Origin of the sequence: Nonomuraea sp. B12E4, assembly GCF_039871825.1 — a bacterium.
GTDB lineage: Bacteria > Actinomycetota > Actinomycetes > Streptosporangiales > Streptosporangiaceae > Nonomuraea.
Genome location: NZ_JBDPME010000002.1, coordinates 126,507 through 145,008 on the forward strand (window position 1 = coordinate 126,507; position 18,502 = coordinate 145,008).

The 18,502-nt window shown below is 69.1% G+C and carries 20 protein-coding genes and 1 riboswitch; of the genes, 14 read left to right on the top strand and 6 right to left on the bottom strand.

The window, feature by feature from the left end; genetic code table 11:
* Positions 1 to 130 precede the first annotated feature (130 nt).
* The 7 genes from ABGB18_RS06410 to ABGB18_RS06440 are packed head-to-tail and all read left to right on the top strand — an operon-like array spanning position 131 to position 5,871.
* A complete protein-coding gene (locus ABGB18_RS06410) occupies positions 131 to 277 on the top strand; it encodes a hypothetical protein (RefSeq protein WP_347694420.1) in 147 nt (48 codons plus the stop codon).
* A complete protein-coding gene (locus tag ABGB18_RS06415; RefSeq protein ID WP_347694421.1) occupies positions 274 to 1,260 on the top strand; it encodes a MoxR family ATPase in 987 nt (328 codons plus the stop codon). The genes ABGB18_RS06410 and ABGB18_RS06415 overlap by 4 nt, the downstream gene beginning before the upstream one ends.
* The gene (locus ABGB18_RS06420; protein ID WP_347694422.1) at positions 1,257 to 2,207 is read left to right on the top strand and encodes a DUF58 domain-containing protein; all 951 of its coding nucleotides are present in this window, start codon (positions 1,257 to 1,259) and stop codon (positions 2,205 to 2,207) included. The genes ABGB18_RS06415 and ABGB18_RS06420 overlap by 4 nt, the downstream gene beginning before the upstream one ends.
* Positions 2,204 to 3,145: a VWA domain-containing protein gene (locus ABGB18_RS06425; RefSeq protein ID WP_347694423.1), complete on the top strand. Its 942-nt coding sequence runs from the start codon at positions 2,204 to 2,206 to the stop codon at positions 3,143 to 3,145. Before ABGB18_RS06420 ends, ABGB18_RS06425 begins: the two co-directional genes overlap by 4 nt.
* The gene (locus ABGB18_RS06430; RefSeq protein WP_347694424.1) at positions 3,142 to 4,029 is read left to right on the top strand and encodes a trypsin-like peptidase domain-containing protein; all 888 of its coding nucleotides are present in this window, start codon (positions 3,142 to 3,144) and stop codon (positions 4,027 to 4,029) included. The genes ABGB18_RS06425 and ABGB18_RS06430 overlap by 4 nt, the downstream gene beginning before the upstream one ends.
* 10 nt (positions 4,030 to 4,039) lie before the next feature.
* The gene (locus tag ABGB18_RS06435; protein ID WP_347694425.1) at positions 4,040 to 4,705 is read left to right on the top strand and encodes a response regulator transcription factor; all 666 of its coding nucleotides are present in this window, start codon (positions 4,040 to 4,042) and stop codon (positions 4,703 to 4,705) included.
* Positions 4,702 to 5,871, top strand: coding sequence for a HAMP domain-containing sensor histidine kinase (locus ABGB18_RS06440; protein ID WP_347694426.1), 1,170 nt, complete (start codon positions 4,702 to 4,704; stop codon positions 5,869 to 5,871). The genes ABGB18_RS06435 and ABGB18_RS06440 overlap by 4 nt, the downstream gene beginning before the upstream one ends.
* A gap of 34 nt (positions 5,872 to 5,905) precedes the next feature.
* Here the strand turns inward: ABGB18_RS06440 and ABGB18_RS06445 are convergent, their stop codons facing one another.
* Positions 5,906 to 7,285 (bottom strand): cytochrome b N-terminal domain-containing protein, encoded by a 1,380-nt coding sequence (locus tag ABGB18_RS06445; RefSeq protein ID WP_347694427.1) that lies wholly within the window; start codon positions 7,283 to 7,285, stop codon positions 5,906 to 5,908.
* 231 nt (positions 7,286 to 7,516) lie between these two features.
* On the opposite strand from ABGB18_RS06445, the gene ppdK reads away from it, so the two are divergent.
* Entirely contained in the window at positions 7,517 to 10,156 is a 2,640-nt protein-coding gene (ppdK, locus tag ABGB18_RS06450) for a pyruvate, phosphate dikinase (protein WP_347694428.1), read from the top strand.
* A 461-nt stretch (positions 10,157 to 10,617) separates the two neighbouring features.
* Here the strand turns inward: ppdK and ABGB18_RS06455 are convergent, their stop codons facing one another.
* Complete coding sequence (locus ABGB18_RS06455; protein ID WP_347694429.1) at positions 10,618 to 10,950, bottom strand: hypothetical protein; 333 nt, start codon at positions 10,948 to 10,950, stop codon at positions 10,618 to 10,620.
* A gap of 195 nt (positions 10,951 to 11,145) precedes the next feature.
* Here ABGB18_RS06455 and ABGB18_RS06460 point away from each other — a divergent pair, with 195 nt between their 5' ends.
* The 4 genes from ABGB18_RS06460 (at position 11,146) to ABGB18_RS06475 (ending at position 14,275) form a co-directional block, all read left to right on the top strand.
* Positions 11,146 to 12,405 (top strand): helix-turn-helix transcriptional regulator, encoded by a 1,260-nt coding sequence (locus tag ABGB18_RS06460; protein ID WP_347694430.1) that lies wholly within the window; start codon positions 11,146 to 11,148, stop codon positions 12,403 to 12,405.
* 94 nt (positions 12,406 to 12,499) lie between these two features.
* Positions 12,500 to 13,171, top strand: a complete 672-nt coding sequence (locus ABGB18_RS06465; protein WP_347694431.1) for a hypothetical protein — start codon at positions 12,500 to 12,502, stop codon at positions 13,169 to 13,171.
* Positions 13,172 to 13,601: 430 nt separating this feature from the next.
* Positions 13,602 to 13,967 (top strand): type II toxin-antitoxin system RelE/ParE family toxin, encoded by a 366-nt coding sequence (locus ABGB18_RS06470; protein ID WP_347694432.1) that lies wholly within the window; start codon positions 13,602 to 13,604, stop codon positions 13,965 to 13,967.
* Positions 13,967 to 14,275, top strand: coding sequence for a helix-turn-helix transcriptional regulator (locus ABGB18_RS06475; protein WP_347694433.1), 309 nt, complete (start codon positions 13,967 to 13,969; stop codon positions 14,273 to 14,275). The genes ABGB18_RS06470 and ABGB18_RS06475 overlap by 1 nt, the downstream gene beginning before the upstream one ends.
* Before the next feature lie 146 nt (positions 14,276 to 14,421).
* Here ABGB18_RS06475 and ABGB18_RS06480 read toward each other — a convergent pair whose 3' ends face one another.
* From ABGB18_RS06480 to ABGB18_RS06490, 3 genes are all read right to left on the bottom strand, one after another.
* Positions 14,422 to 15,123, bottom strand: a complete 702-nt coding sequence (locus ABGB18_RS06480) for a TenA family protein (RefSeq protein WP_347694434.1) — start codon at positions 15,121 to 15,123, stop codon at positions 14,422 to 14,424.
* Positions 15,115 to 15,210, bottom strand: a riboswitch (TPP riboswitch). Its footprint overlaps the gene before it by 9 nt.
* Before the next feature lie 44 nt (positions 15,211 to 15,254).
* On the bottom strand, positions 15,255 to 15,665 hold the full coding sequence (locus ABGB18_RS06485) for a hypothetical protein (RefSeq protein WP_347694435.1): 411 nt from the start codon (positions 15,663 to 15,665) through the stop codon (positions 15,255 to 15,257).
* A complete protein-coding gene (locus ABGB18_RS06490) occupies positions 15,619 to 15,972 on the bottom strand; it encodes a hypothetical protein (protein WP_347694436.1) in 354 nt (117 codons plus the stop codon). The genes ABGB18_RS06485 and ABGB18_RS06490 overlap by 47 nt, the downstream gene beginning before the upstream one ends.
* 108 nt (positions 15,973 to 16,080) lie before the next feature.
* Here ABGB18_RS06490 and ABGB18_RS06495 point away from each other — a divergent pair, with 108 nt between their 5' ends.
* Entirely contained in the window at positions 16,081 to 16,815 is a 735-nt protein-coding gene (locus tag ABGB18_RS06495; protein WP_347694437.1) for a polysaccharide deacetylase family protein, read from the top strand.
* A 154-nt stretch (positions 16,816 to 16,969) separates the two neighbouring features.
* Here ABGB18_RS06495 and ABGB18_RS06500 read toward each other — a convergent pair whose 3' ends face one another.
* Positions 16,970 to 17,404: a TetR/AcrR family transcriptional regulator gene (locus ABGB18_RS06500; protein ID WP_347694438.1), complete on the bottom strand. Its 435-nt coding sequence runs from the start codon at positions 17,402 to 17,404 to the stop codon at positions 16,970 to 16,972.
* Positions 17,405 to 17,605: 201 nt separating this feature from the next.
* On the opposite strand from ABGB18_RS06500, the gene ABGB18_RS06505 reads away from it, so the two are divergent.
* On the top strand, positions 17,606 to 18,403 hold the full coding sequence (locus ABGB18_RS06505) for a YwqG family protein (RefSeq protein WP_347694439.1): 798 nt from the start codon (positions 17,606 to 17,608) through the stop codon (positions 18,401 to 18,403).
* Positions 18,404 to 18,502 lie beyond the last annotated feature (99 nt).

Below are 18,502 nucleotides of genomic sequence, written 5' to 3' on the forward strand. Positions count from 1 at the left end.
AGGCGTCATGCCGGTGGTGTAACTCCATCCACCGAAAAATCGCGTAAAGGGCGGGGTTACGCGGCTTTTCGCGGTGGCTTGATGACATACCCCCAAGCCGATACGAGGCTCAACGACGAGGGGAACACCAATGCCCATACGACGTCTGGCTCTGGCGTTGCTGGCCACCGGCGCCGTGCTCATGACCGGCAGTGCCGCGTTCGCCGATCCCGAGCCGACCGCGCTGGAGCTGCGGGTGGTCGTGGACGACTGCCCGGACAAGGATGTGCGGCCATGACCGACCCCGCCCTGCTGGAGCGGGCGCTGTTCGAGGTCAAGCGGGTGATCGTGGGCCAGGACCACATGGTCGAGCGGCTGCTCGTGGCGGTCCTGGCCAAGGGTCACTGCCTGCTCGAAGGGGTGCCCGGCATCGCCAAGACGCTGGCCGCCGAGACCATGGCCAAGGTCGTCGGCGGCACGTTCGCCCGCATCCAGTTCACGCCGGACCTGGTGCCCTCCGACATCGTCGGGACCAGGATCTACCGGCCGTCGATGGAGACGTTCGACATCGAGCTGGGCCCGGTCATGGCCAACCTGCTGCTCGCCGACGAGATCAACCGGGCGCCCGCCAAGGTGCAGTCGGCGTTGCTGGAGATCATGGCCGAGCGGCAGGTCAGCATCGGCGGCGTCACCCATGACGTGCCCACGCCGTTCCTGGTGCTGGCCACGCAGAACCCGATCGAGTCCGAAGGCGTCTACCACCTGCCCGAGGCGCAGCGCGACCGCTTCCTGATGAAGATCGACGTGGACTATCCCAGCGAATCGGAGGAGCTGGCGATCGTCTACCGGATGAGCGTGGACCCGCCGGTGGCCCAGCCCGTCCTCGACCCCGCCCGGGTCGTCGCGCTGCAGCGGCGGGCCGAGCAGGTGTTCGTGCACCACGCCGTCGCCGAGTACGCCGTCCGCCTCGTCTACGCCACCCGCGATCCCGACCGGTACGGGGTGGCGGACCTGAGGCGCTGGCTGGCCTTCGGCGCCAGCCCCAGGGCCACGCTCGGCCTGCTGGCCGCCGGGCGGGCGCTGGCGCTCATGCGGGGGCGCGACTACGTGCTGCCCGACGACGTACGGGACCTGGCCCACGACGTGATGGCGCACCGGCTGGTGCTCTCGTTCGACGCGCTGGCCGACGGGGTGCAGCCCAGGCAGCTCGTGGACCGGGTGCTGGCCGCCGTGCCCCTGCCGGTCATCGCCCCCCAGCAGGAACGGGAAGCGGTGGCATGAAGCCGTACCTGATGGCCGAGCCCGCGCTGCGCAGGCTTGAGCTGACGATCACCAGGAGGCTGGATGGACTGCTCCAGGGCGAACACCTCGGCCTGGTTCCAGGTCCCGGCAGCGAACCGGCGGAGTCCCGGCCGTACCAGCCGGGGGACGACGTGCGGCGGATGGACTGGAGCGTCACCGCCCGTACCAACGAGCCCCACGTGCGCGACCTGGTCGCCGACCGGGAGCTGGAGGTCTGGGCCCTGCTCGACGCCACCGCCAGCATGGACTTCGGCACCGTGGCGATGGAGAAGCGGGAGCTGGCCGTGGCCGCGCTGGCGGCGGTCGGCTTCCTCACCCAGCGCACCGGCAACCGGGTCGGCACCCACCTGCTGCACGGCGGCGGTGTGCGGACGCTGCCCGCCAGGACGGGCCGGCCGCACCTGATGGCGCTGCTGCAGGCGGCCTTCGCGCTGCCCAGGACCCCGCCGGGGGTGGCCGAGCCGCTGCTCGGGGTGGCCGCCGAGCAACTGGGCCGGGTCGTACGGCGCCGCGGACTGGTCGTCGTGCTCTCGGACTTCCTCGACGAGCCCGGAACCTGGGAGCAGCCGCTGCGGCGGCTGGCCGCCAGGCACCAGGTGCTGGCCGTGGAGGTGCTCGACCCGCGCGAGCTGGCCCTGCCCGACGTGGGGATCCTGACACTGGTCGACCCGGAGACCGGGCGGCGGCGCGAGGTCGCCACGGGCAACGCGCGGCTGCGCCGCAGGTACGCGGAGGCGGCGGCCGGTCAGCGCGCGGCCATCGAGCGGGGCCTGCGCCGGGCCGGGGCGGCCCACCTGCGGCTGAGCACCGACCGGGACTGGGTGCGCGACCTGGTCCGGCACGTCATGCGGCAACGCCGCCTGGCCCGGCTGGCCGCGAGTCCCACCTACGACCGGCCGCCCGGGGGAGGAGGTGACGTGGCATGACCCTGCTCTCGCCCGGCTGGCTGCTGCTGCTCGTCCCGGTGGCGCTGCTGGCCGTCGCCTACGCGGTCATGCAGGCGCGCCGCAGCTCGTACGCCATCCGCTTCACCAACCTCGACCTGCTCGACAAGGTGGCGCCGCGGCGGCCCGGATGGCGCAGGCACATTCCCGCGGCGGCGCTGCTGCTCATGTTCGCGCTGCTCGTCGTGGGGTTCGCCAGACCCACGGCCGAGGTGCGGGTGCCGCGGGAGAGGGCGACGATCATGGTGGCGTTCGACGTGTCCGCGTCCATGGGGGCCACCGACGTCTCGCCCGACCGGTTCACGGCGGCCCGGCAGGCGGCCAGGCAGTTCGTGCGGGGGCTGCCCGAGCGGTTCAATCTGGGCCTGGTGTCGTTCTCCTCGGCGGCCTCGGTCGCCGTGCCGCCCACCACGGACCGGGAGGCGGTGCTGAGCGCGCTCGACCGGCTCAGCACGGCCTCCGGCACCGCCATCGGAGAGGCGGTCTACTCCTCGCTGGAGGCCATCGCGTCGCTGGACACGGCGGAGGAGACGCCGCCCGCGCACATCGTGCTGCTGTCCGACGGCTCGAACACCACCGGCCGCACCGTGAGCGAGGCCGCCACCGAGGCCGCGAACCGGGGCGTACCGGTCACCACGATCGCGTACGGCACGGCGGACGGCACGATCACCCTTTCCGGCCGCGAGGTGCCGGTCCCGGTGGACGGCCCCGCCCTGCGCGACCTGGCGGACCAGGCAGGGGGTGGCTTCTACGAGGCGGCCACCGGCGACGAGTTGCAGGCGGTCTACCAGGACATCGGGACCTCGGTCGGCTACCGGACCGAGGTACAGGAGGTATGGCAGTGGTTCGTGGCGGCAGGGCTGGTCTTCGCGCTGATCGCGGCGGTGACGTCGATGTTGTGGTTCTCGAGGCTGCCGTGAGGGGCCTCGGCAGGCCGAACGGGCCGGAGTTCCTGACCTTGCCGCTGGGCGCCCGCCAGGAGCCGGCCGACCCCCGCCCCCAGGGCCTGTTCCCCCTGGGCACGCCTCCCCTGGGCACGCCGCCTCCAGCACCCAGGACTCCCACAGCGCCGCCCAAGGGGCGCCTGCTGGTGGTCGCCGCGCTCGTCGCGGCGGTCACCGGCGCGGCGGCGGGCGTGGCGGGGGCCCGGCTCACTGAAGGGTCCGAGCCGGCCCCCGTCACCGCTCTGCCCAGGGTGGCCCCCGCCCCGTCGGCCTCCCTCACCGGCATGAGCGCCACGGCGGCCCGGGTGCTGCCCAGCGTGGTCTCCATCGAGGCCGGCCGGGCGGGCGGGTCGGGGTTCGCGGTGGACGACCGGGGCCACATCCTCACCAACGCGCACGTGGTCAGCGGCGAGCCGGAGGTGACCGTGGTGCTCAACGACGGCCGCCGGCTGAACGCCCGGGTGATCGGCGAGGACGACGGCGAGGACCTGGCCGTGCTGGAGGTCGGCTACCCGGAGGATCTGACGCCCGCCACCCTCGGCCGGTCCTCGGACCTGGCCGTGGGCGACCAGGTGCTCGCGATCGGCTCGCCCCTCGGCCTGACGGGCACGGTCACCGCCGGCATCGTCAGCGCCACCGACCGGGAGGTGCGGCTGGGCGGCCACCAGCGGACCGCCGTGCAGACGGACGCGTCCATCAATCCCGGCAACTCGGGCGGCCCGCTGGTCAACACCCGGGGCGAGGTCGTCGGGGTGAACACGGCCATCGCGGCCAGCCGGGGCGGCGGCAACATCGGCATCGGATTCGCCATCCCCATCGACCGAGCCGCGCCCATCGCGGAACGCATCATCCGAAACTAGGGTCCAGAGCATGCGACTGCTCGTGGTTGAGGACGAGGAGGACCTGGTCGACGCGTTACGGGTCGGCCTGGTCCGGGCGGGATACGCGGTCGACGTGGCCTACGACGCGCCCGCCGCGCACGAGAAGTTACAGATCAACACCTACGACCTGGTCCTGCTCGACCTGAACCTGCCCGGCGGCGACGGCTTCCAGCTCTGCCGGGCCGTACGGGCGGCGGGCAAGGGGGTGCGGATCATCATGGTGACCGCCCGCGACCGGCTGGACGACCGCGTACGCGGGCTCGACGAGGGGGCCGACGACTACCTGGTCAAGCCCTTCGCGTTCCCCGAGCTGCTGGCCCGGGTGCGGGCGCTGCTGCGCAGGGAAGCAGGCGGCGGCACCGCCGTGCTGGAGGTGGGCGGGCTGCGGATCGACACGGCCCGGCTGGAGGTGTCTCTGGACGGCAGGTCGCTGGTGCTGACCCCCAAGGAGTACGGGGTGCTGCACTATCTCATGACCAGGCCCGGCCACGTCGTCTCCAGCGAGGAACTGCTGGAGCACGTCTGGGACGAGCACGCCGACCCCTTCACCAACACGGTACGCGTCACGGTCGGCAACCTGCGCCGCAAGCTGCAGGAGGACGGCCTGATCGAGACGGTGATCAGCCGCGGCTACCGACTCAAGGAACCGACATGATCCACACCATCCGCTTCCGGATCACCGTGCTCTACTCGGGCCTGCTGTTCGTGCTGGCCACGCTGGTGCTCGGGGGCATCTATTTCGCGGTCTCCAAGACCACCGACCAGCGCCCGTACGCCACCGAGTTCGCCAAGACCTACCGCGGCGGCCAGTACGTGGGCAAGCAGGAGGTGGTCTTCGTGGAGGAGGTCGAGAACGCCATCAACGTCAGGACGATGGCCACGCTGCGCGACTACTCGCTGGTCACCCTGGCCGGCCTCTACGTCGCCAGCCTGGGCATCGGCTGGGTGCTGGCGGGCCGGGTGCTGCGGCCGGTCCGGTCGATCACCCGTACGACGGAGGACATCCAGGCCACCGACCTGACCCGGCGCATCAGGCTGGCCGGGCCGCGCGACGAGCTGAAGGACCTGGCCGACACCATCGACACCATGCTGGACCGGCTGGAACAGGCCTTCAGCGCGCAACGCCAGCTCATCGACGACGCCTCGCACGAGCTGCGTAGCCCGCTGACGATCATCCGGGCGAACGTGGACGCCGTGCTCGCCGCCCCCGACGCCAGCGAGGAGGAGCGGCTCAGGGCCGTGGCCGTCGTGGACCGCGCCACCACCCGCATGACCAGGCTCGTGGAGGACCTGCTGGCCAGCGCCAGGCGCCAGGGCACCGCGTTCGCCGACACCGAGCTCGACCTGGCCCGGGTGGCGGGGGAGGCGTGCGAGGAGTACGCCACCCCGGCCGCCGCCCGCCACGTGACGATCGTCCGCGACCTGGGACCGGGCCTGGAGATGACCGGCGACGCCGACGCGGTGCGCCGCGCCGTGGCCAACCTGCTCTCCAATGCCGTGCGCCTGTCGCCTCCCGGCGGCACGATCCAGGTCGTGGCCGGCCGGTCGGCGGGCTGGCTGTGGGTGGCGGTCCGCGACGACGGACCGGGGCTGGGGGAGGCCGACCAGGACCGGGTGTTCGACCGGTTCTGGCGTGGCGAGGTCAGCCGCCGCGACCGGCACACGGGCCTGGGCCTGGCCATCGTGCGCCAGATCGTGGAGTCGCACGGGGGCCGGGTGTCGGTCTTCTCCAGGCTCGGGGCAGGGGCGACGTTCGTGCTCTGGCTACCGCCGCGCGAGGGCGCGCCGGGCGCGCCGCCCGAGGGCAACCCGCTCGCCTGAGACGCCGCCGTGCCAGGAGGCGCTCAGGAGACCCTCAGGAGGCCGACCGCCGCCGGCAGATCGCCCGGGTGAGGAGGAAGGCCACCACCGGCAGCCCGAACACGGCCACCCGCAACCCCAGGACGACCGCCTCGTACGTGCCGGCCGGAACCGTCAGCAGCGCCGCCGGAGCCGCCCCCGGCGCCGGGAACCCGCCGGCCGAGTGCATCTCAGGCGGGCTCTGCGAGACCCACGTGCCCGCCCACAACACCGTGAAGAACGTGATCACCGCCACGCCCAGCGCCGTCCGCACCGGAGCCTGCGACGGCCGGTCCAGGAGCTGGTGGTGGTCACCGTCCCCGGTGAAGCGCCGCTCCAGGAACGGATAGAGGAAGAGCACGCCGAAGAACACCAGCAGGATCAGCGGCGGTATCCACAACCCGAGCTGCAGCACGTAGCCGCCGACCGGGATCTCCCACGCCGGGACCAGCCGCTGCGCCCCGTCCAGCACCCCGTAGTACCAGAACGGCTGCGCCGACGGCGGATGACCGCCCTGCGTGTACGCCCCGTGCTCCCACACCGGGTTGACCCGGACGAACGTGGCCAGCGCGGCGATGGCTCCGATCGTGAACAGCGCCGTGGCACCGTTCTTGATCGCGAAGTAGGGGAAGAACGGCCCGCCGGTCACCTGCCGCTGCCCAGCCGCTGTGTTGTGCCGTCCGCCGGCAGCTGCGGCACGTCGCTCAGTGTGCTTCTGCCGCCAGGTGAGGATCAGCGCGTGCAGCGGCACCACCGCCAGCAGGATGCCCGGCACCAGCAGCACGTGCATGACGAAGAGGCGCGGGATCACCTGCCCCGGGAATCCCCCGTCGAACACGAACGCCGACAGGTATGTCCCGACCAGCGGGATCGACAGCAGCACTCCCTGCGCCTGCCGTAGCCCGGTCATGGCGAGCTGGTCGGAGGGCAGCGAAACCCCCAGGAACGACTCGAACAGCGCCAGCGCGAACAGCACCACGCCGAGCATCCACGTCAGCTCGCGCGGTTTCCGGAAAGCCCCGGTGAAGAAGACCCGGCACATGTGGGCCACGATCGCCAGCACGAACACCGTCGCCGACCAATGGTGCAACTGCCGCATCAGCAGCCCCCCGCGTACCTCCAGGCTGATCTCCGTCACGGAGGAGAAGGCCACGTCCGGGTTGGGCTTGTAGAACAGCGTCAGGAACGTCCCCGTGAGCACCAGCAGCACGAACGCGTAGAGCGCCAGCTCGCCCAGCAGGAACGACCAGTGGCTGGGGAACAGCTTGCGCAGTTGCGGCCGCAACCACTGGGCGAGGGGAAGGGTGGCGTCGAGATAGGTCGCCGTATCGGCGGCCATCTTGGCGGATCCCGCGACAGCCTTGGCACGCCGTCTGGGCTTGGTAGGAGTGGCCATGGGCGCCTCCCGCTGGGGGTGTGATCCCGATTCTGCACCCACCTGCCGCGTTTCTCAAGAATTGGTGTAAACCAATTGGTCTAATCCAATTTTCCGCTTCGTAGGTCTATAATTGGATTAGACCTCTTGTAGGCCGTTTACCAGGACAAACGGACAATTACGCAGGGAGTGCAGTTTCATCATCAATTTCGCCGGTAGAGTCCGGGCAGAGGCGTTGGATTGGAGCGTGTGGTGGCCAAGTACGTTTACGACTTCACCGAGGGCAACAGGAATCTAAAAGATCTTCTCGGCGGTAAGGGTGCGAACCTCGCCGAAATGACCAACCTCGGGCTCCCCGTTCCCCCCGGCTTCACGATCACCACCGAGGCGTGCCGCCACTACCTGAAGGAGGGCAGTGAGCCGGACGGCCTGGAGCAGGAGGTAGCCGGGCACCTTGAGGCGCTGGAGGCCCAGATGGGCCGCCGCCTCGGGCAGGCCGACGACCCGCTGCTGGTGAGCGTGCGTTCGGGGGCCAAGTTCTCCATGCCGGGCATGATGGAGACGGTGCTCAACATCGGGCTCAACGACGAGTCGGTGCACGGCCTGGCCAAGCAGGCGGGCGGCAACGAGCGCTTCGCCTGGGACTCCTACCGCAGGCTCATCCAGATGTTCGGCAAGACCGTGCTCGGCATCGACGGCGACCGGTTCGAGGAGGCGCTGGACACGGTCAAGGGCGAGCGCCAGGACACCGACCTCGACGCGGGCGAGCTGCAGCGCCTGGTGGAGACGTTCAAGGGCATCGTGCGCGAGGAGACCGGCAAGGACTTCCCCGCTGACCCGCGCGAGCAGATGCGGCTGGCGATCATGGCCGTCTTCGACTCCTGGAACGCCCCGCGCGCCATCCTCTACCGCCGCCAGGAGCGCATCCCCGCCGACCTCGGCACCGCCGTCAACGTCGTGGCCATGGTCTTCGGCAACGTCGGCAACGACTCCGGCACCGGCGTCGCCTTCACCCGCGACCCCGGCTCCGGCCAGCAGGGCATCTACGGCGACTACCTGCAGAACGCCCAGGGCGAGGACGTGGTGGCCGGGATCCGCAACACGATCCCGCTGGAGGAGCTCGAACGCCTCGACAAGGAGTCGTACGACGAGCTGCTCACGATCATGGAGACCCTGGAGAACCACTACAAGGACCTGTGCGACATCGAGTTCACGATCGAGCGCGGGAAGCTGTGGATGCTGCAGACGCGGGTCGGCAAGCGTACGGCGGCGGCCGCGTTCCGCATCGCCACCCAGCTCGTGGACCAGGGCCTGATCACCCTCGACGAGGCCGTCACCAGGGTCACCGGCGACCAGCTCGCGCAGCTCATGTTCCCCCGATTCGACGGCGGCGCGACCAAGGACAAGATCGCCAAGGGCATGAACGCCTCCCCAGGCGCGGCGGTCGGCAAGGCCGTGTTCTCCTCGGCGCGCGCGGTGGAGCTGACCGAGCGGGGCGAGGACGTCATCCTCGTCCGCCGCGAGACCAACCCCGACGACCTCGCCGGCATGATCGCCGCCAGGGGCATCCTGACCAGCCGTGGCGGCAAGACCTCGCACGCGGCGGTGGTGGCCCGCGGAATGGGCAAGACGTGCGTGTGCGGGGCGGAGGAGCTGGAGGTCGACACCCGCCAGGGCAGGTTCACCGCGCCCGGCGGGGTGGTCGTCTCGGAGGGCGACGTCATCTCCATCGACGGCACGTCCGGGGAGGTCTACCTCGGGGAGGTGCCGGTGGTGGACTCGGCGGTCGTCGAATACTTCGAGGGCGCGCTGGAGGGCTCGCACGACGACCTGGTCGGCTCGGTGGACCGGATCATGAGGCACGCGGACCAGGTCAGGCGGCTGGGCGTACGCGCGAACGCCGACACCCCAGAGGACGCGGCCCGGGCCCGGCGCTTCGGCGGGCAGGGCATCGGCCTGTGCCGTACGGAGCACATGTTCCTGGGCGAGCGCCGCCAACTGGTGGAGGACCTGGTCCTGGCCACGACGGACGAGGCCCGCCAGGCGGCCCTGGACGCGCTGGAGCCCCTCCAGAAGTCCGACTTCATCGGGATTTTTGAGGCTATGGACAGCGATCCCGTCACCATTCGCCTCATCGACCCGCCCCTGCACGAGTTCCTGCCCGACATCGTCGAGCTGTCCATCAAGGCCGCCACGGACACCGCCACGGACAAGGACCGCCGGCTCCTGGCCGCCGTCAAGCGCCTGCACGAGCAGAACCCGATGCTCGGGCTGCGCGGCGTACGGCTGGGCCTGGTCATCCCGGGCCTGTTCGCCATGCAGGTGCGGGCGATCGCCCAGGCGGCCAAGGAGGTCCCCGGCGCCCACCCGGAGATCATGATTCCGCTGGTGGCCGCCGTACAGGAGCTGGAGTCGGTACGCGAGGAGGCCGTCAAGATTCTCGCGGAGACGGGGGTGGAAGCCCTCGTCGGCACCATGATCGAGGTCCCCAGAGCTGCCCTCACGGCGGCCCAGATAGCCGAGGCCGCCGAGTTTTTCTCGTTCGGCACCAACGACCTGACCCAGATGGCCTGGGGCTTCTCCCGGGACGACGTGGAGGCCTCCTTCTTCTCCCGCTACCTGGACCTGGGCATCTTCGGCGTCAGCCCCTTCGAGACCCTCGACAGGGAGGGCGTGGGCCGCCTGGTCGAGATCGCCGTGCAGGAGGGCCGATCCGCGAGACCGGACCTCCACCTGGGCATCTGCGGCGAACACGGCGGCGATCCCGACTCCATCCACTTCTGCCACGAGGTGGGCCTGGACTACGTCTCCTGCTCCCCGTTCCGCATCCCCATAGCCCGCCTCGAAGCAGGCCGAGCCGCCCTGGCAGAAACCGACTCAGACACCCGCTGACCTACCAGCCGGCCCCGCCCGAGCGGCCCCCACCAGCCGCTCGGGCACCCTCCCCAAAGCGCCCACCCGGTCGTCGGCCGGATCCGGCTCCCGCCCGACCCCTGGGAGACGCCGACTCTCACCCGCGACCATGAGTGCAAGACTGGGCCGCCCTCACCCGCGACCATGAATGCAAGAGTGGGTCGCCGGCAGCGGTCGCCCGCACAGGCCCGGCATTTGTCACGATCACCGGCATCACCGTCACGGTTACGACTGCAGTTGGGATGACATCCCTCGCATCAGCGTGCCCTGCAGACCGATGCCGGTTTTTACGGGCGCTTCAACCTCAAAAGCAGCTTCTCCCCCCGCTTCGACGCCCGCAGCAAGCGCTGAACCCGGGGGCCACAGGTAAAGAGGCCGGTCGGCAAACCCACGGGGAGTTCGGCCGGCCTGGTTCGAAGCGAACGCCGACAGCGCTGCGATCACTGCTCGTCAGGTATGTCAGCAGGTCCTCTTCGGTAGAGGATCGCGCCGGTCGTCTCGTCCCGGCGAACTCTGAGCAGCACCATCCCATGCAGATAACTGGGCGCCCGAGCGGTCCTGTCCGGCGCCACCCGTACAACGGAACCGTCAGCTCCGGGCGACAGTTGGACGAGCGCGTTCACGAGCCGGACGGCAGCCAGATTGCCGGAAAAGGTCACGCCGCCCGCGCCTCGATCGTCGCTTTCGCATGCTTTCCACCAATAAAGGATTTCCCCACGAGGCAGGACGTCGTCCATCCAACTGGACAGGTCGGGAAATGCGCGTTCGTGCATGGCGGCTTCTCCGTGGTAGCGGAATCTCACTGGGAGGGTTGTTTGTGATCGCGTGGCGGTTGCGGTCGTTTCGGGCGCGCTTTTTCGGGTGCCCAGGAGTAGCCTGGCCAGCGCGCAGCGTCATATCCAGAGACGCGGCATCCGCTGACGTCGGCTGACGTTCGCGGCGTACGACGGCAAGGCGGGTGGGCGTTCATGGACGGCGAGACGTTCGGCCAGATCCTCTGCCGCCTACGGGGAAAGCGGTCGCTGAGCGCTGTCGGCCGACTGGCCAACATCAGCAAAGGCCACGTCCATGACTTGGAGAATGGGCGGAGAATGCCTTCCCGGTCCGTGGCACTGAGGTTGGATGAGGTGCTGTACGCGAACGGCGAGCTCGTCGCGGCATTTGAGTCCCACACAAATGCTGGAATGGCCGACTTTTGTCCGACCGTTGCCGAGACGGGCCCAGTACGTACTCTGAGGATGACTGCCCAGAACGATGACGGGGAGGACGCCACGAATCGCCGACGGTTGCTGCGGTTGGCCGCGAGCGCCGGAGTCCTCGGGTACGGGGAATCGGTCCGGCAGGTGCTCGACCTGGCGACGGAGATGCGTCGCAGTGTCGAGGAGTGGCACATCACGGCCGCCGATCACCTTCATGCGCTCAGGACGCGTCCGCCCGCCCAGGTCGTAACGGATCTGGTCATCGACGCGCATGCCTTGGCGGAGCAGATGTCGACGGCTGCTGCTCGGGAGTTGCCGGAGCTGCACCGGGTGGCCGCGATGCTCTCGTCCGTGCAGGCCAATGCGCTGACCCGCGAGGGTGATCACGGGGCGGCCATCCGATGGTGGCGCACTGCCCGCCGGTCCGCTGACGCCTCACGGGATCTCGACCTGCGGCTACTCGTCCGCGCCGAGGAGGCGGCGCACGGTCTCTACGGGCAGCGATCGCCAGAGAGCGTGCTGCGCCTGATCGAGGACGCTCGACGGCTGGCCGGGCAGCGGCCGGTTCTGAAACTCCTGACCGCTGAGGCCAAGGCGTTGTCCATGATCGGTCGCCATGACGAAGCCACTGAGAGCCTTTATGCGCTGCTCGCCCTGACTGAGGTCGCTGAGGGGGATCGGCTCGGGTTCTGGAAAACCGACCAGATCTATTTCGCGGCGAGCTGGGTGCACGCCGCCGCCGGTCGGGAGGACCTCGCCGACCAGGCTTATGAGCAGGTACTTCGCCTCGCGGGCGACTACCTTTACCCCGTCAACGTGAACCTGCATCGGGCGATGTGCACCGTGCGGCTCGGCGGAGTGGACGAGGGCGTGCGGCGGGCCGCCGACGTGGTGGACGCGTTGCCGGTCCGATATCGCAGCACCCACGTCATGGAGACGGCGCGGATGGTGTTGCGTGCGGTGCCGATCGAGAACCAGACCCGCCCGGTTGCGCGTGACCTGCGGGCGATGTTGACGATCGAGGCGTGACCGAGGCGAACTCTTCTCGCCGTCGAACGCCGCCATCGGCGACCGGACATGTGCCCAGTGGCGGTTGGTGACCCGTACGGGACAGAGCTTCAGAGTGCCCGAGGCGCTGAGCGTCTACAGCGAGCAGAGCCGCGAGAACTACATGAACACCGGTGCTCCGCTGGTGATCACCCCCGGCGGGCGGCGGATCGCCTACTACAGCGACAAGGACCAGCGGTTCGCGGTCCGGGACCTGGCCAGCGGCCAGATCTTGCTCTCGCCGCAGGCCGTCACCCGTGCGACCCTGGTCAAGGAGGGCGGGGTGCTGCGAATCTCGCCGGACGGCCGCTTTCTCGGCATATCCGGCGCAGGCTGGCCGGACGCGGTCGTTGACATGGAGACCGGGCAGGCGACGGAGGTTCCTCAGGGCTGGGTCGTCCAGCAGGTGCCCGAAGGCGGCACCCCGGCCATCGTCACGCGGGACGGCCGGCTCGGCTTGCTGGCCGACGGCGAGGTCAAGCCCCTCACCACCGGTACGAGCATGCTCGCTGCCAGTCAACTCTCCCCGGACGGGCACACGGTGGCCTACGTCGGCTCCGGCACGGCCGGTAACCGTCCGACGATCAACGCACACTTCACCCCTGCACACCATCGACATAACGACGGGAGACGTCTCGGGCAAGATCGAGTTTCGCGGGGCGCCGAAGAACTTCATGCCCATGCATGTCGGCCACTGGTTGAGCCCCACAGAAGTGATCGCCACTTACGCACACGGGACGCCCGGTAAGGCGGAGGAGGTGCCGACCTTGGAAGACACCACCTACGCCATCGACATCACCACCGGCCGGGTCCGCAAGCTGGCGGACTACACCTATCGCGCATGGGCGGGCAATCAATCGCTCCCGGGCTTCTGACCCGGTGCGCGCACAGCCGGACGGGGCCTGGTGTTCGACAGGCACCGTACGCGACACCGGGAAGGGAGCGGTGCTTCCGCCGGCTGCGCAGGCATCGGTCATTTCCGCGCCGCAGTTCAGCGGGCCTCGAGCGGGCGTGGCCGATCGCCTCCGGGGGCGCGCCCTGGGCCATACGCCGGTTCCTCGCGCCGAGCGGGCATCGTGATTGCTCAGGCTTGCCGACAAACCAGCGCATTCCACCGAACCTGATTCTTACTGCACCCTCGCCCATTACTCTGAGTCGCCACTTGGAAGGGATCGGTTATGCGAGGGCTTTATGGCTTCGAACTTGGACTCGAAGTCCGGGAGTGGCTTGACAGCCTCGGGGCCAGCGACTTCAAACGAGTCGATGAAGTCGCGGGCCTGCTGGCGGAAAAGGGAACCGAACTTGGCGGACCCTGGTCGGACCACTTGGACGGACCGGTGTGGGAGTTGCGGGTCCGGCTTCGTGATGTTGCTGCTCGGGTAACGTACTGGTGTACTACGAACAAGACGATCGTGTTGCTCACGGTTTTCCGCAAGACCCGACAGCATGATCAAAGGCAGATCGATCGAGCGGTTCGAGCTCAAAAGATTTGCGAGCGTGATCATTGGGGCCTGGTGACCGAGACCTATGAGAGGCACGTGTGATGGCTGGCTACCACACCCGCTGGGAGCGCCCACCCGTACAGGAGGAAGACCCCGAACGCATCGCGATCCGCGAGGCGCTGGCCCTGGGTAAGGCTCTGTATGATCGGCGCGTCGTTCTCGGCCTGAGCGTGGCCGAAGTCGCTGGTCGGGCGGGAATGACCGTGGACGAGATCGAGTGCATCGAGGAGGGCGGGACCGCGCCGACCGTGGCACTGCTGCGTCGCTTGGCCGCGGTGCTGGACGCCGATGTCCGTCTGACTTCGGGGCACGACCTCGGATCGGTCTGGTTCGAGGCTCACGCCGCCTAGCATTGCTGTCGCCGCCCTCCACGCCGATGTGGGGCCTTCTCGCCTGTGAGGGTGCGCGGCACGCGGTTTCGACGCCCTTGCATGACCAAGGCGAACCCGTCTCGCCGTCGAACCGTCTGCTTCAGGTGACGAGATTCGTACCAGGATCAAGTGCTGGGGGAGAGCCAGCGCTCGGTCGGCCAGGGCTCGCGGTGCCAGGCGCTGTCCCAGAACATCCACTCGTACGCCGCCGCCCGGCAGTAAGCCTCCTCCATGGCCGCGCGGGTCGCCGCGTCGGTCGCGGCGGCCAGCCGGTCGGCGATGGACTTGGCCTGCTCGACCGAGGTCACGAAGTCGGGGTCGGCGTAGGTGGAGATCCACTTGTGGTACGGGTGGTCGGGCCCGGACCTGCCCACCAGTGTCGTACCGACGTCCTGGTAGATCCAGAAGCACGGCAGCACCGCGGCCGCCAGCACCGGATAGGGCGCGGTGAGCGCCGTGGCCTGCAGGAACGAGGCGTAGGCCAGGCAGGTCGGTGAGGTGGCGATCCCCGCCAGCTCGTCGGCGGTCAGGCCGAACTCCTGGATGTAGCCGGCGTGCAGCATGCGTTCGGCGGCCAGGGCGGTGTGCGCGCTCTGGGCGTAGAAGGCCGCGTCGGCGGGGTCGGTCGCGCGGGTGGACGCCGTGGCCAGGGCCTTGGAGAAGGCCGCCAGGTAGCGGCCGTCCTGGACGATGTAGAAGGCGAACCGGTCGCGGTCCAGGGTGCCGTCACCGAGGGCGGCGTTGAAGGGGTGGTCGTGGATGGCCCGCACCAGATCGGAGGTGCGCTTCCACACGTCGTCGCAGAAGGTCATGGGAACATCGGTCACCGATGACGTCCCTTCGCTAGTTCTAACTAGATCAGGTTCAACGGGTGTGATCTCAGCCCGGATCGCCGGGCACCCCGCGTCGGCGCCTAACATAACAGACTTCTGCCGACGCACCGGATGCCGGCCCCGGCCTACCGGGTGCCGGCCCGGAGGGCCTTCTGGTAGCGATCGACGGCGTCCTCGATGACTCCCGTGTTGTATCCGAGGCCGCCGGGCTCCGGCTCGCTCACGAACAGCTTCAGGACATGCAGGGGAGCGGCGATCTCCTCGAATGCGTCCGGAGTGTTGGACCGTATCACCGGGAGGTCGTCGTACGGGCGCCAGCCCAGGAACGCCCAGCGGGACGGCCACGCACGTAGCGTGGCCTCGCCGAGGTACCGTACGGCGCCCTGGACGAACTCGTCATCCGCCCGCACCGAACGGGGGTCGTCGAAGCGTTCGAGGACAAGGGGTTCGAGCGCCGAGACGGATTCGATGGTGAAGTCGAACGGGAAGTCACCGGGCAGGTAGCGGGCTCGCCAGCGTTCCAGAACGGTGTCCAAGGCTTTGGCTCCCGTCCTCGTCCTCGACGAACTCGATGTCGTCGATCACCACCGAGCCTCCGGAGCAGGCCGCCGCTTCGTTCAGGATCGCTTGATAGGCCTCTTCGAGGTCGTCCACCTTGTCGGGCACCAGGACGGCCATGGGGAGGGCGGAGAAGAGCGAGACCAGGTCGCGCACGCCCCGTTCCTCATCAAGATCGGATGCCCACCGGCTGATCTCGGCCAATGCGGCGTCTGCCTGAGCGGGGGTGAGCGCACCCAGTTGTGCCAGTCCTTCCGCCAGCCGCCGGTACGAGCGATTCGTCATCCCGGAATCATGGCAGGGAGTGCTCACCCCGTGCGGGAGCGCGGCCGGACCCCTCGGTCGGGTGGGCGCGGTTGCCGGGTTCCCTGGCTTCTGATTCCATGATCACCCATGAACGCTGCCGAAACGACCATGCGGAGAAGATGGCTCAAGCTTCTCATGGCGCTTCTCGTCGTCCTCCTCCTTGGAGCGATGGGCCTGTACCAGCTGATGAATGCCCGGACCTTCCAACTGGCGGGAGAACTGACCGACCGCGTGGCGACCAACGAGAAGGTCGTTGCCCTGACCTTCGACGACGGCCCTGACGAGCACACACCCGAGATCATCGACATTCTCGCCGAGCACCGCGTTCGCGCGACGTTCTTCGTCATCGGCTCTCATGTCGAGGCCCGGCCGCAGGACGCGCAGGCGCTGGTCGCCGCAGGCCATCAGCTCGCCAACCACACCTACACCCATCGGCGAATGGTCTTCGTTTCCCCCGCCACCGTGGCGAGTGAGGTTGAACGCACCGATGCGGCCATCCGGATGGCGGGGCAGCGCGGCGAGATCCTGTTCCGTCCGCCGACGGGCAAGAAATTGCTGGTGCTACCGCTGTATCTGGCCGACACCCACAGGCACACGGTGATGTGGGACGTGGAGCCGGACTCGGGCAACATTCCAACCGCCTCCGAGATCGTCTCGGCTGTGCGCGAGGAGGCGAGGCCAGGATCGATCATCCTGCTCCACCCCTGGTACGCGAGTGGGCGGAACACTCGCGAGGCCATCGAAGCCCTGATCACCGGCCTCCGTGACCAGGGATACCGATTCGTCACGGTCTCAGAGTTGCTTGCTTCGCAACAACGTTGACATGGGCCTGACCCCCCGTCTCATTGTGTTGGGGGTCCTAACGAGGTGTCCGCGATGCGGTCGAGCCATTCCGCGAACATGAGGCTTTCCGTGGGGGTCAGGGCACTCGTGCCGTCCCGTCGCAGTGCCTCGCGCAGGGCGATGGCCCGGATCGTCATCGTTCCCGCCGCGGTGGGCGTGTCGCCGGTGCTGATCGTCCGCAGCACGTGTTCGAGCGCCACCGCCGGCAGTTCCGGGTCGCGTTCGGCCTCCGGTGGCGCCAGGAGGGACAGGACGGTTCCCATCGCGTTGGCGTGCACCAGGCGGGTTTGGACAGGCCGAAGTCGATGTGCAGGTCCCAGGCCCGGCGCAGGTCGGCGATGAGGTCCTTGCCGTGGCCGAGGAGCGCCTGCTTGTCGGCCAGGTAGTCCTGGAAGCCGTAGGAGGCGAGGGCGTCGAGCAGCCCTTCCTTGTCGCCGAACGGCCGGTAGAGGGTCGGCGCCTGGATGTCGGCGGCCGTGCACACCGCCCGGGTGGACACCGCCTCGCACCCGCCGCCGACCAGGAGGTCCGCGGCGGCCGCCAGGATCTGCTCCCGGATGATCGGCATGGTTCCCACGATGGCAGCCGGTGATAGCGTCGCTAATTATCTGTGATAGGCGGTGACGTTTCGTCGTCCCAGTCGGGGAGGGTGACCGTGCCGGACAGCCAGTCGCGGCGCAGGATCGTGTACGCGACGGATCGCGGAAGAGCCACTCTCCGACCGGCGAACGTGGACAGCATCGGCGCCGCTGGATGGAAAGATCTCGGTATGGAGTTCAACGACCCCGCCGGGATGCTCCGAGTTTGCACCGAACGGCTCGGTGAGAAGGCCGGCCGGCAATTCGCGGCCCTGGCCCGACGCGGCTTCCGGCTGGAACCTCTGGCGGACGACGCCCAGGCCACCGGCCGTTGCCGGCTCGGCGGCCCCGCCCTGCTCGACCCGGGCACCCCCTGGCCCGAATACGGCGGCTTCCCGCTGTCCCTGCACGCCGTGCTCGACACCGATGCCCTCGCCCCCTGGCTCGGGGACGAGTTGCCCGTGCGACCAGGCCTGCTCAACGTCTTCTATCTCGATCCGGATGTGCCCTACCAGGACTATCGGCACCTGGAGATATCCGGGACCGAGGTGTGCCGGGTGATTCCCGCCGATCCGGCACGCGCGGTCGAGACGGCCGCGCCCGAACCGGCGAGGAGCTATCCGGCCACACCCGTTCACGCGGCCGATGTGATCATGCTTCCGGACAGCTGGGACGTCGAGAACAGCGACGTCGAGTTCGACGAGGACGAGCACTGGGGCGCTTCGTCGCTCATCCTCGACACGATGGGCGGCTTCGACGCGAACACTGCCGGCAATCACTGTGCCTTCGGCTGGCCCGACACCTCGTACGCGTCCGCAGTGACCGACCGCGACGCCGACGGCCCCGCGATCCATCTGCTCCAGCTCGCGGAGGACGGGGAACTTGGATGGGGTTGGGGCGACGCCGGGACGATGTACTTCACGATCCCGGCGAAGGCGTTCGCGGCGGGCGACTTCAGCAAGGCCAAGGCGGACATGCGCTGCTGCTGAGCCGTCGCGGCGGCTGCTGCGCGCGGCTGGGTGGTCATCTTGAGTGGCCGCCCGGTGGGCATAATGTCGCAGATCGCACCGCTTGGCCACGTCGATGGG